Annotated in this window: 10 protein-coding genes; 3 read left to right on the plus strand and 7 right to left on the minus strand. The window is 63.7% G+C overall.

Going from position 1 to position 12,589, the window contains the following annotated elements:
• The first annotated feature begins 2 nt into the window (after nt 1-2).
• Together So717_RS11255 and So717_RS11260 are read left to right on the plus strand one after the other, a co-directional pair.
• Complete coding sequence (locus So717_RS11255; protein ID WP_159977300.1) at nt 3-491, plus strand: rhodanese-like domain-containing protein; 489 nt, start codon at nt 3-5, stop codon at nt 489-491.
• Between the two features lies 1 nt (nt 492).
• The gene (locus tag So717_RS11260) at nt 493-1,323 is read left to right on the plus strand and encodes a CE1 family esterase (protein ID WP_159977302.1); all 831 of its coding nucleotides are present in this window, start codon (nt 493-495) and stop codon (nt 1,321-1,323) included.
• A gap of 16 nt (nt 1,324-1,339) precedes the next feature.
• Here the strand turns inward: So717_RS11260 and mdoH are convergent, their stop codons facing one another.
• From mdoH to So717_RS11295, 7 genes are all read right to left on the minus strand, one after another.
• Entirely contained in the window at nt 1,340-3,241 is a 1,902-nt protein-coding gene (gene mdoH / locus So717_RS11265) for a glucans biosynthesis glucosyltransferase MdoH (RefSeq protein ID WP_238840850.1), read from the minus strand.
• Nucleotides 3,238-4,761: an OpgD/OpgG family glucan biosynthesis protein gene (locus So717_RS11270; RefSeq protein WP_159977937.1), complete on the minus strand. Its 1,524-nt coding sequence runs from the start codon at nt 4,759-4,761 to the stop codon at nt 3,238-3,240. Before So717_RS11270 ends, mdoH begins: the two co-directional genes overlap by 4 nt.
• Nucleotides 4,761-5,999, minus strand: a complete 1,239-nt coding sequence (locus So717_RS11275; RefSeq protein ID WP_159977306.1) for an OpgC family protein — start codon at nt 5,997-5,999, stop codon at nt 4,761-4,763. The genes So717_RS11270 and So717_RS11275 overlap by 1 nt, the downstream gene beginning before the upstream one ends.
• A 48-nt stretch (nt 6,000-6,047) precedes the next feature.
• Entirely contained in the window at nt 6,048-7,397 is a 1,350-nt protein-coding gene (locus So717_RS11280; protein ID WP_159977308.1) for a tetratricopeptide repeat protein, read from the minus strand.
• A gap of 176 nt (nt 7,398-7,573) precedes the next feature.
• Nucleotides 7,574-8,779: a CaiB/BaiF CoA transferase family protein gene (locus So717_RS11285; RefSeq protein WP_159977310.1), complete on the minus strand. Its 1,206-nt coding sequence runs from the start codon at nt 8,777-8,779 to the stop codon at nt 7,574-7,576.
• A complete protein-coding gene (locus So717_RS11290; RefSeq protein ID WP_159977312.1) occupies nt 8,766-10,388 on the minus strand; it encodes a thiamine pyrophosphate-binding protein in 1,623 nt (540 codons plus the stop codon). Before So717_RS11290 ends, So717_RS11285 begins: the two co-directional genes overlap by 14 nt.
• A gap of 96 nt (nt 10,389-10,484) precedes the next feature.
• A complete protein-coding gene (locus tag So717_RS11295) occupies nt 10,485-11,051 on the minus strand; it encodes a GcrA family cell cycle regulator (protein WP_159977314.1) in 567 nt (188 codons plus the stop codon).
• A 345-nt stretch (nt 11,052-11,396) separates the two neighbouring features.
• On the opposite strand from So717_RS11295, the gene So717_RS11300 reads away from it, so the two are divergent.
• Nucleotides 11,397-12,572: an aspartate aminotransferase family protein gene (locus So717_RS11300; RefSeq protein ID WP_159977316.1), complete on the plus strand. Its 1,176-nt coding sequence runs from the start codon at nt 11,397-11,399 to the stop codon at nt 12,570-12,572.
• Nucleotides 12,573-12,589 lie beyond the last annotated feature (17 nt).

Raw genomic sequence — 12,589 nt, forward strand, 5'->3', positions numbered from 1 at the left:
TCATGGCTGAGAAGCACCTGCCTTCTCAACGGACCTCGGCGCGCCTGTCGCGCCGGGGTCTTTTGGCGCTTGGCGGCATCGGCGTGGTCACGGCGGGCGCTTTTGCGGCGCGCTGGTTCAATATCTGGGCGGACACCGGGGGAAACGCTTTGAGCGCCCCGGACGCGCATGCCGCTGCGGTGGCTGGAGACATCCTTCTGGTCGATATTCGGCGGCCCGACGAATGGGCGCGCACGGGTGTCGGTGAGGGGGCCGTCCCGCTGGACATGCGCCGCGATGATTTTGTTGAGGCGCTTCTGTCGGAAGTGCAGCGTGACACCAACCGGCCTGTCGCGCTGATCTGCGCGCGCGGGGTCCGCTCGCGACATCTCAGCGCGCGGCTGCTTGACGCGGGGTTCACCCGTATCATCGACGTGCCGGAGGGTATGTTGGGTTCAGGCGCGGGGCCCGGCTGGGTCAAACGCGGGCTGCCGGTACAAAAGGTGGGATAAGATGAGATTGGCATTGGCCGCGTTGACGCTGCTGCTTGGCGCTGAGGCGGCGGTGGCCGCCTGCGGCACAGATGAGGCGGCGTGCGAGGTGGACCTTGGCGTCTATCACGCACAGGTCCCGGAGGGCGATATCAAGGGTGCGATCCTCTATCTGCACGGGTTTGGCGGCAGTGGAGAGGGCGCGCTCGGGCCGCGCGACTGGGTAAACACGGCCTTGGCGCGGGGCTATGTGCTGATTGCACCCGACGGGCTGCCCATTGCCGAAGGGCGCGGACGGGGCTGGTCCTTCGTTCCGGGACGGCCCGAACGGCGGGATGAACATGCGTTCCTGAGGTCTGTGCGTGATGATGCAGCCGCCCGCTTTGGCTTTGACGCAGATGAAATGATCCTCAGTGGGTTTTCCATTGGCGGCTCCATGACGTCTTACATGGCCTGCGAGGCGCCCAAGAGCTTTGCGGCTTATGCCCCTGTGGCGGGCGGGTTCTGGCGACCACATCCGACGGCGTGCTCCGGCCCTGTGCGGTTGTTGCACACACATGGATGGACCGACGGAACCGTGCCGCTGGAAGGTCGTGTGCTGCGCGGCGGTGATGCCACCAACCCCGAGGCGCTGATGCAAGGAGATATCTTCTACACTCTGCGCATGTGGCGCGAGGTGAACGCCTGCAACCAGCTGCGGGCGGACCGGTTTGTCACGCAGGGCCCGTTCATGCGGCGCGCCTGGGACCGGTGCGCAGAAGGGTCAGCGTTGGAGTTTGCCTTGTTCCCTGGGGGTCATGTGGTCCCAAGCGGCTGGGCCGATATGATGCTTGACTGGTACGAAAGCCTCTAAGGCCTTTTCGCGCCGGTCACTCCGCGGGAAGCTTGGACGCGTTCAGCAAAGTGCGCAGGCGCGACCGTTCTTCCCGCGCCCGCCCGACGATGGCGGGTTCGCGTATGGTTTGCGGGCAGTGCATCAGAAGCCCGCTGGGCAGACCTTGAGGCATGGCCCAGCCACTGAGCGCCGAGAGCGGTATAGCAAGGCACAGGCTGGCCACAATCGGCAGCAGCCAGAGCGACACGAGGCCGCTGGCAAGCCCGGTCAGCAACACCAGCCCCAACAGCGTCTCAACCCAGTGGAAACGGACCAGTGTGCGCAACGGATAGTTCTGTGCATGGCGGGATTGCGCGGCCCAGGCGTCCGACTGGCCCAGCAGAGCGCGGATGACCGCGCGGGTCTGCTGGATCATCAGGATTGGCGCATAGGCTATCGACAGCACGATCTCGACCAGGAAAGCCGTGAGGAAGGCGCTGCGGCCGCCATAGACCCGCGTCGCTTTGGGATGTAGCGCGATGATGCCTGCGCCCACAAGTTTCGGCGTCAGCAGCATCGCATACATGATCATCAGGAAGACCGCAGAGTCGATATGGCTCATCTCGGGCGGCCAATCGGGGAACAGCGGGTTCGCCTCGTTGAAGTAGCGCACCACATTGGTCTCGGAATCGACGCCCAGAAGCGCCCAGATGACCAGCAGGACAAACCACGCGGGTGAGAGCAGATAGGCCACAGCGCCGTGGAACAGATGATAGCGCGAGACCGGGTGCAGACCCTTGGTGCCCAGCAGCCGCAGGTGTTGCAGGTTGCCACGGCACCAGCGCTGGTCGCGCAGCACATAGTCGATCAGCGTGCCGGGGGTCTCCTCAAAACTGCCCGAGACGCGCGGCAGGAAGCGCACCTGCCAGCCCGCGCGGCGCAAGAGCCCCGCTTCGACGAAGTCATGGCTGAGGATCAGCTCGGCTTTGCCGCGGCGCCCCTGCAGATAGGGCAGACCGGCGGATTCAGCGAAAGCACGGGTCCGGATGATTGCGTTGTGCCCCCAGTAGTTGCCCTCGGTACGGGCCCATTTTGCCAACCCCTCGGCCAGCAGCCAGCCGTACGCAATGTTGGAGAACTGCTGCAGCCGGGCAAAGACCGTGCGCGCACCGATCAGCACCGGGAAGGTCTGGATGAGGCCCGCCTGCGGGTCGGTGCTCAGCTCATCGGCCATACGGTCGATGGCGCGGCCCGTCATCAGGCTGTCGGCATCCAGGACCACCATGGCTTCATAGGCGGCGCCCCAACCGGTGATCCAGTCGACCAGATTGCCGACCTTCTTGTCGGTGTTCATTTCGCGGCGGCGGTAGTGCACGGCAAAGCCCTTCGGTGTCTGAGCGGCAAGAGCCGCGTAGGCGCGGCGCTCGTCTTCGGCGATCTGTGGATCGCGTGTGTCGGACAGCACAAAGAGCGTATATCGGTGGGGGCTGTTCTGGCGCGCAAGATCGTTCAGCATGGCGGCAGCATTGCCAAAGACATCGCTTGTCACTTCGTTGTAGATTGGCACCAGCAAGGCCACATCCATCGGCGTCACGTCACGCGGGCTGCGGGTTTCGGCCTTTTCGCGCGCCAGCAGGCCTGCGATGGCCACACCAACCGTGCTGACCGAGAGGGTCACCCAGATGAAGGTCATGCCGATCAACGCCAGCAGCACCCACTCCAGTTGGGTCATCCCGGTCTCTGCCAGCCAGCCATACATGGCCGAGACCAGCAGACCGGTGCCCAGCAGCGCAGGCACAAACAGCGCGATACGCCACGCGAAGGTGCGCGTCGGGCCTTGCGTCGGAGCTATCCGCGCCTCGGGTCGGGCGGTCAAATCCTGCACCTGCATGTGCAAAGGCTGGCGCGGCGGCATGCTGCTGACCGTCTGCTCAGATATGTCCAAGATATCCTTCACCCGGTTGTCCATCTGTAAAGCCACACTTCGCTGAGTGGGGCGCCATCCAGCCGCAATTGCGCCCGGAATTCGATGTTGCGCGCCTCACCCGGCTCAAAGGTGAACGCGAGGCGAGGGCCATTGGTTTCCGGGTTTCTTTGCACAAGACCAGGGCTCAGCGAGCCTCCGCCGCTGCGCAGCACGATATCCACGCCGGAGAGGTCTTTGGGCACATTCGGGCCATCCTCGAAATCGATGGTCACTATCTTGCCGCCTTCCGGCCGCCCGCCCAGGGCAGTGCCCAGGACCCGCAGGGGTCGATTGGCATGCGGCGCGGGGTCGTGGCCCCAGTGCATCAGGTAGTTTATCTTGTGGCTTGTGCCCGCAGGTATGGCCTCGGACGGGCGCCAGTACGCGACAATATTGTCGTAAATCTCCAGATCCGCCGGGATCTCCACCAGCGTGACCGCGCCCCTGCCCCAGTCTTCTTGCGGCGTGATCCAGAGCGAGGGGCGTTCGTGATAGAGCGCCTCAAGATCTGCGAAATCGCGGAAGTTGCGGGCGCGCTGCATCAGGCCAAAGCCACGCGGATTGGTGTCGACGAAAGAGCTGATCTGAAGGTTGACCGGGTTGGCAAGCGGGCGCCAGATGGTCTCGCCATTGCCGTTGTAGATCAGCAAGCCATCGCTGTCGTGCACCGCCGGGCGGAAGTCATCGAAGCGTTGGCGCATGGTCTCATCAAAGAGGAACATGGAGGTCAGCGGCGCGATCCCCACATGCTCCAGATCGGTGCGGGCGAAAATCTCGGCCGAGACAACCATGCGCAGCGTATCGCCATGGCTGATGTCAAAGCGGTAGGCCCCGGTGCAGCTTGGGCTGTCGAGCAGCGCGTGCAGCACAACTGACCCCGCGCCCGGTTGCGGGGTTTCCATCCAGAAGGCGGTGAAGTCAGGGAATTCCTCTCCCATCGGGTCAGCGGTCTTGAGCGCGAGGCCGCGAGCAGAGAGCCCGTAGATCTCGCCGGTGCCGATGCCACGGAAATAGCTTGCCCCCTGAAACACCGCGTATTCCTGGAAGATACCCGGTTGTTCCAGCTCGGCCCGCAGGCGCAGGCCCGAATAGCCCAGCGTGGCGTCAAGCTCGACTTCGGGAAATTTGTCGGTTGTGTCGAAGAGCGCCATGTCGAAGGCGATGGGCCGGGCGCTTCCGTTCTCGACCACATTGACCTCAACGGCCTGCGGGAAATAGAGGCCGGGGGGGAAGAAATCGACCCGCTGCGGTCTGTCGGAGCCGGCCCAAAGTGCGTTGCGCCCGTCAAACCAGATCTTGCGATACTGGTCATAAGTCAGGTTTTGCCAGCTTTCGGGGATCATCGGGCGCGGTTTGTACTTGGCCTCGGCCAGCGCCTTGGCGCGGGCGCGCACGGTCGAGGCATCAAACGGCTGTGCATCGCCCAGCTGCAGGCCCGGCTCTGCAGCGAAGCCTGCGCCGGGCACGGCGGCGAGCGCCGCAAGTGATTTCAGAACATCACGCCGCAACATCAGCTTGCCGCCTTCTTGCGCCAGGGTTGCGATTTGTACCATCCCGCCCCGTAGGCGGTCAGCACAAGCACGCCCATGCCAGCGAAGTTCACGGCGACCACCGTCCAGGTGTCCCGGCCGATATTGTCCATCACAAAGCCACTGACGCGCGCGGTGAACATGCTGACGATGAAGACGGCAAGCGATTGCTGCCCGACCTTCAGAATGATCGCCAGAATGCGCTGCCAGAGACGGCCCAGAGCGGTGGTGCCCTCCGAGATCAGTCGCGCGCCCTTGTCGCCCGCCAGAACCCAGCAGAGGTAGGCCAGCGACAGGAAATGCACATAGCGCAGCAAGCCGAAGTCGGATTTGTCGATGAGCCATTTATTGGTGATCCGCCAATCGCGGGCCCAGTCAAAGCCGAATTCGCGCACGCCGATGTTGGACAGCGGGATGTTGGCCAGCACCAGGACCAGCGCGACCCCGATCAACACAGGTGTGACGGGGGGTTTTGGCAGCCAGCCGCGCATAAAGGCGAAACCTGTGAAAAAGATCAGTTGCCAGCCAAACGGGTTGAAGAACCACATCCGGTCTGACCAGGGTTCCGCGGGCAAAGCGAGATGCAGATGATCTTGCCCGAGTATCTTGAGTAGCCCGTCCTGTCCAAAGACCCACATCAGGCCCACGAAAAGCGCCACAAGGCCCAGATGGATCCGCGACAGCGCCATGATCAGCGGCATCATCACCAGCACCACCATATACATGGGCAGAATATCGAAGTAGTTCGGCACGTAGGTCAGCGTCAGCAGCCCGACGAGCTGTGGCCCCGGCTCCGCAAAGAATTTCCACAGGTTCAGAGTGCCGATATAAACCTTGTCATAAGCCTCGGTCATGTCGATGGCCGCGAGGAAGGTCGCCACGGCAAAGAATAACCCGATGTGCGCCCAGTACACCTGCCAGACGCGGAAACTAACCCGCGCGGTGCCAAGCCGCCAGCCAACGGTGTCGTATGCACGACCAAAGGCAATGGCCGAGGCCATGCCCGAGCAGAACACAAAAATCTCCGTCGCGTCGGAAAACCCCCAACGGGCCGGAATCCAGGACGTGAAGAAGTTCCCCGGCGTATGTGCAAAGAGGATGATGAACATCGCGATGCCACGAAAAAAGTCCAGCCGCACATCGCGTTGCCGCGCCGCAGGCGCGGCCTGCGCTGCGGATGTGCGCGAAGACATCATATGGGTTGGATCGGCGATCGTCATGGCCGGTCTTTAGTCTGAGGAAAAGGAAATGTCATCAGGGGGTTGCGCTTATTGTGCGGGGATCCGCCGGGCGTCGTCGATGCGTGCGGTGCGTGTGATCGTGAAGCGGTCGGCCCGTCCGGCCCGGCGGGCGAGGCGGTCGGCCAGAATGGCTTCGGTCTGCTCATAGCGCCCTGCGCGCAGGCCTGCGTCGATGGTGATGCGCTCAAAGACGTCGCGCTGCGCGTGGCTGCCGCCGATGCTCTGCATGGCGGGGCGGGCGGCGGTAAGATCGGCAAAGGCGGCATCATAGCGGCCTTCGGCAAAGGCGTTGAGACCGGCGAGGGCGGCCAAGCCCGGGTCGGCATAGCGGCTTTGCAACTCGCCCGGCTTGCCCGCATCGCGGGCAAAGCGGGCGGCCATGGCGGCCTGTGCCTCGGGCCGGTCCGCCCCGGTCAGCGCGAGCATGTAGTGCAGATCGGCAAAGACCACGCAGCCGTCATCGGTGCGGTTCTGTGCAATATCGGCCAGCTCGTCCCAGCGGGGGCCAACATCCATGCCTTCCAGTTCCAACCGGACCAGAAGCGAGGTGGCATTGGAGATGTCGCGATAATCATCGGTCTTATCCGCGCGGATTTGCGCGTCGTAGAGGCCAAGTGCGACGTCGGTCTCATCCCGGTCCATGTGCAGAAGAGCCTTGTGCCACCAGACGTGGTAGCGGAAATTGTTGCAATGATCCCAGGCGCTTGTGTTCTCTTCGATGAGTTGGATGCCCATGTCGGCGCGGGCCGTCATGTCATAGACATGCGTGACCGCATGCAGACCCCAGGCGTCCTCGGGGGCATAAAGCAGACCTTCGCGGCCCGCAGCCTCGGCGGCCTCATAGGCACCCGTCTCTTCCAAAGCGAAGGCATGACAGCCAAGCGCAAAGCCCCGGCAGGCGTGATCCGGGCCATGGGCGCCCAGCACACGTTCGATCGAGCGGCGCATGCCCTTGGCGTCTCCCATGATGAAGCGGATGGCGTGACTGACCTTGGCCGACAGCGTGTCTTCCGGGTGGCGACTCAGAACCCCTTCCATCGCAGCGATGGCCTTTGTCGGCCGGCCGGCCAGCCAGTGATCGAGCGCACGGGTCCAGGCGTCTTCACGAAAGCTGATGCTGCCCTGCGCCTTGGCGCGCTGCGCCGCTTGGGCGGCCTCTTTCGCAGTCTCCACCATCTCGGCCCGGCCCAGCATCAGAGAAAACAGACCGCGCGCGGCATGCCCCATGGCAAATTCTGGTTCTTGTTTCAGCACCTCACCCAGATGCGTTGGCGTCGCGGTCCCATGTGCCAGAAACGCGCGGATCATGCCGTTCCACTCCGTCAGCGTCTCTTGGCTGGTCAGGGAAACAGGGCTGTTACATATATCGAACATCATGGGGTCTGCGCCTTTTCGATCTCATACTCGCTACAATACGTACTGCAATATCTCTCAAGGCGAAGGTTCTGTTCCACGCAAACACGCCAACGTGAAGCCCCGTGTTGGGAATCTGCCAATGTTTCAGAATTGCGCCCGCGATACTGGCAAAAACCAGCCGAAATTGGGCGGATGTTTCAATCGCCTTTGGGCGATGTGACAAAGCGCTCCAGCACGTCTTGGGTGTCCTGGCCAAAGCGGGGTGGCGCACGGTGGTAGTGGACCGGGGTGCGGGACAACTTGAGCGGGTTTCCAAGCAGTTGCACGGCCCCTGTGTCGGTGCCTTCGGCGGGTATATCGACCACTGTGCCCCGTGCTTGCGCTTGATCCGAGGTCAGCGCTTCGGCCACGTCGTGAATGGGTCCTGCAGGGACCTTGACCGCATGGCAGCGCGCCAGAACGTTGTCGCGGGAGATGTCTTTCAGCGCCTGCGTGATGATCTCGGTCAGCGCCACGCGGTTCTCGATGCGGGCGAGGTTGGTGGTGTAGGCGGGGTCGGCGGCGACCTGCGGCATCCCGAAGGCATCGCAGAAGCGGGCGAATTGTGCGTCATTTCCCACGGCGAGCAGCAGGTGCCCGTCGGCACAGGGAAAGGCGTCATAGGGCACGATGTTGGGGTGCGCATTGCCGCGCCGCACGGGCAGCTTGCCGGAGGTGAGGTAATTCGTGCCTTCGTTGATGAGCCAGGCCATCTGGGCATCGACCAATGCCAGATCGATATGCTGGCCTTCACCCGTGGCATCGCGGTGGCGCAGGGCCGCGAGGATACCGATGGCCGCATACATGCCGCACATCACATCGGCGATGCCGACCCCGACCTTGGTGGGCGGGCCTTCAGGGTCGCCGGTCAGCGACATGATCCCGCCGTAACCTTGCGCCATGAGGTCATAGCCGGGCTGTTCGCGATTTGGCCCCGTCTGGCCGAAGCCGGAGATAGAGCAATAGACCAGCTGCGAGTGCCGGGCGAGCAGTGTCGCGTGGTCGAGCCCGTATTTCTCCAACCCGCCGGGCTTGTAGTTTTCGATCACCACATCGGCGCGGGCAGCGAGGGCGCGCACGGTCTCCTGCCCCTCTTCGGTGGAGAGATCGACGGAGATCGACAGCTTGTTGCGGTTGGCGGCCATGAAATAGGCGGATAGGTCGGTTGGTGTGCCGTCAGCATTGCGTGCGTAGTTCGGCCCCCAGCTGCGGGTGTCGTCACCGTTGGTCTTTGGGTTTTCGACCTTGATCACGGTGGCGCCGAAGTCGCCGAGGATCTGCGTGGCCGTCGGCCCGGCGAGGATGCGGCTGAGATCGAGCACGACAAGGCCGCCAAGCGCCATGGGCGTCTCAGATGCGGCCATCGTAGGCCCCCCGGTCGATCACCGCGGCGATGACGGTGAAGGTCTCGGCGGTGAGCGCGGTTTGCAAGGCTGCTTCAAGCTCGGCGCGGGTGGTGACCGTGTGGCCTGCGCCGCCGAAGGCCTGGCCCATGGCGGCAAAGTCGTGTTTGGCAAAGTCCACGCCCCGGTTTTTCATCTGGCGGGAGCGTTGTTTCAGTTCGATCAGCGCCAGCGAGGCATCGACAAAAACCACGATGATGGGTTTGAGACCGAGTTCGGCGGCGGTGGAGAGCTCGCCTGCGACCATGAGGAAGCCCGCGTCGCCGCAGAAGCCCACGACCGGGCGCTCGGGCGAGGCGAGCTTGGTGCCCATGGCCAGTGGGATCGCGCAGCCCATGGTGCAGAGGGCGGTGGATTGTGTCAGCCCGCGCGGCTCGTAGCAGTTCCACATCTGGCTGAGCAGGATGCGATGCGCGCCGCTGTCCACGGTCGCCAGCGTGTCGCGCGGCAGGACGGCGCGGCAGCTGTCCATGATCGCGGCGGGGCCCCAGTTTTCGTCTGTGGGAAAGGCTTTCGCGAGGGCCTCTTTCGTGATCTCAACCTTGCCGTTTTCCCATGTTTTTCTGGGTGTTACACCCTCCGACAGGGCGGCGAGACTGGCGGCGCAATCCGCGATGAAGCTGAGGCTCGCCTGGTGCATGTAGTGATGGTTCGGCTCGGCGGTGATGTCGATCACGCGCTGTTTTGTCGGGTCCCAGATGTCGCGCCAGCCGACGCGCATCTCGATCGGGTCATAGCCGAGACAAAGGATCAGATCCGCCTCGTGCAAGAGCGGCAGGAGATGCCGGTCGGCCAGGGGCGACAGGCCGGCACCACCGAGGCTCAGCGCGTGGTCTTCGGGCAGCAGACCCTTGGCCTTGTAGGTGGTCACCACCGGAATGTTGTAGGTTTCGGCGAAACTTTGCAGTGCGGGGCCTGCCTCTTCGACCATGGCGTCGAGGCCCACGACCATCACGGGGCGTTGCGCCCCCGCCAGCCACTGGCGGGCGGTGCCGAGATCTGCGCCCGAGGGCGCCGTGGGCGCGGCCTTTGCGCGTTGGGGTGGGGCGGCAGCGGGCACCTGCGCGTCGGCCACGCTGATTGGCACGTCGATGTGCACCGGGCCGGGGCGGCCTTCGGTTGCGATGCCCACGGCCTTGTCGGCGATCACATGGGCCGCCCCCGGTACGAGCGAGAAGCTGGCCTTGGTGATCGGGCGGAAGACAGCCTGCTGGTCGAGCACCTGATGCGTGTAGGTCTGGGCCTCGTCGGCATCGACGCAGCCGGTGAGCACCAGCATGGGCACGCGGTCCTGATGCGCGTTGGCCACGGCATTCACGCCGTTCAGTGCGCCGGGGCCGACAGTCGCCACAAGGATGCCGGGCGCGCCGGTGCGGTGATAAGTGCCCTCGGCCATGAAGGCGGCGGCATTTTCGTGCTTGGCGAGGATGAATTCAATGCCGGCATCTTCGAGCGCATCGACAAGCGTCAGCACTTCGCCCCCCGGCATCCCGAAGGCATAGCGGCAGCCTTCGGCATAGAGCCTGCGGGCCAGCGCATCGGCGGCACGAATTGTGGATGACGCGACCATTTACACCCCTCCTTTATGGTTCACCGTCCGGTCATACCCAAAGAGCGACCAAGCGCAATTCACCATTCTGTTCGAAGTGTTTCAGCGCAGAGGGCCTCAGCGGCGGCGGTCACGGCGCGAAGACATGGGCTGGAACGCCACGCCCACATGCGCCTCGCAATAGGGTTTGCCCTGCTGCACCGGAAGGCCACAGAACCAGAAATCATCGGTTGCGGGGTCACCGACGGGCCATTTACACGTGCGCTCGGTCAGCTCCATCAACGTGAGTTTTTTGGCCTTCTTCTCGATCTCGGAGACTTTGGCCAGCGCTTCGGGGCTGATCTCATTGGCCGACGGCTGTGGCGGCAGCGGCTGACCTGCGGGGATGATCTGTTTGCGCGCGGGCAGTGGCTTCGGCGCGGGTGCCTCAGCTTCGGCCTTCACGGGCTCCGCCGGTTTTGGTGCGAGTTTCGGTTTGGCTTCGGCTTTGGCCGCCGGTTTTGCCTTGGGTTCGGGTTTCGCCGTTGCGGAGGCCGTGGCGCGGTTCGACAGACCCAGACGGTGCACTTTGCCGATGACCGCATTGCGGGTCACGCCGCCCAGCTCCTTGGCGATTTGGCTGGCGGATTGTCCTTCGCCCCACATCTTCTTGAGCAGTTCAACGCGTTCGTCGGTCCAGGACATTGGCCATTCCTCAAGTCAAAAGCGGCCCTGCTGGCTGCGGACCGCTTGATATTCCGTTAGCGCACTATTCTAGTCACTCGGGCCAGAGTTACAAGCGCGGACGGGCCGATTCAGACGGCTTGGGTGAAATCAACAGTTGCATTTTTGACAGGCTCGCGTATTGCAGGCGCATGATGACCCGCACGCCTCTTTTCTCGCGACGACGCACAGCGCTCTAACCCCGCTGCCGTCCTGTCGTGCCGTCGTGCGCGCATCCCTCCCACCTTAACTATTCCCATTGACCTGTCTCAGCGGCTGTTGCACCTCTTGTGCTCCTGCTGCGGACCTTTGAAAGAGGACGATCCGATGATCCCGACCCTTCTGCCCACCTACGCGCGTGCGCCCATGAGCTTTGTCAAAGGCGAGGGCTCCTGGCTGGTTGAGGCGGACGGGCGACGCTTTCTCGACCTTGGGGCAGGCATTGCGGTGAACGCCCTGGGGCATGCGCACCCCGCGCTGGTGGCGGCGCTGACCGAGCAGGCGGGTGCGCTCTGGCACACCTCGAACCTCTACCAGATCCCAAAACAGCAGGAGCTGGCCGACAAGCTGACCGAGCTGACCTTTGCCGATACGGTGTTCTTCACCAATTCCGGCACGGAAGCCTGTGAGCTGGCGGTGAAGATGGCGCGCAAGTACTGGTATGAAAAGGGCCAGCCGGAGAAGACCGACATCCTCACCTTCAGTGGCTCGTTCCACGGGCGGTCCTCTGCGGGCATTGCCGCGGCTGGATCCGAGAAGATGACCAAGGGCTTTGGCCCGTTGCTGCCGGGCTTTGTGCATCTGGAGTTTGGCGATCACGACGCGCTGACCGCTGTGATCACCGAGACCACCGGGGCCATCTTGATCGAACCGGTGCAGGGTGAGGGCGGCATGCGCCCGGTGCCCGATCAGTGCCTCAAGGGCCTGCGTGATCTTTGTGACGAGCGCGGGCTGCTGCTGATCTTTGACGAGGTGCAATGTGGCGTGGGCCGAACAGGCAAGCTTTTTGCCCATGAGTGGGCCGGGATCTCGCCGGACATTATGATGGTGGCCAAGGGCATCGGCGGCGGATTCCCGATTGGGGCCGTGCTGGCCAGCGAAGAGGCGGCCAGCGGCATGACGTTGGGCACCCATGGCTCGACCTATGGCGGCAACCCGCTGGGCTGTGCCGTGGGGTGCGCGGTGCTGGATCATGTGGCGGACCCGGCGTTTCTGGACGGGGTGAACCGCAAGGCCGGACTTTTGCGGCAAAAGCTCGAAGGGTTGGTGGCCGCACACCCGGATGTGTTCGAGGGCGTGCGTGGCTCGGGCCTGATGTTGGGGCTGAAATGCAAGGCGGCAAATGTGGACATCGTGCAGGCGGGATACGCGCAGCAGATCCTGACTGTGCCGGCGGCGGATAATGTGATCCGTCTGTTGCCGCCGCTGACCATTGAGGACAGCGAAATTGCCGAAGCGGTGGAGCGGCTGGAGGCTGCAGCGCGCCAGCTTTCGGCTGCCTGACCGACATTTTTCAGACC

The sequence above is a fragment of the Roseobacter cerasinus genome, from assembly GCF_009811755.1.
GTDB lineage: Bacteria > Pseudomonadota > Alphaproteobacteria > Rhodobacterales > Rhodobacteraceae > Roseobacter > Roseobacter cerasinus.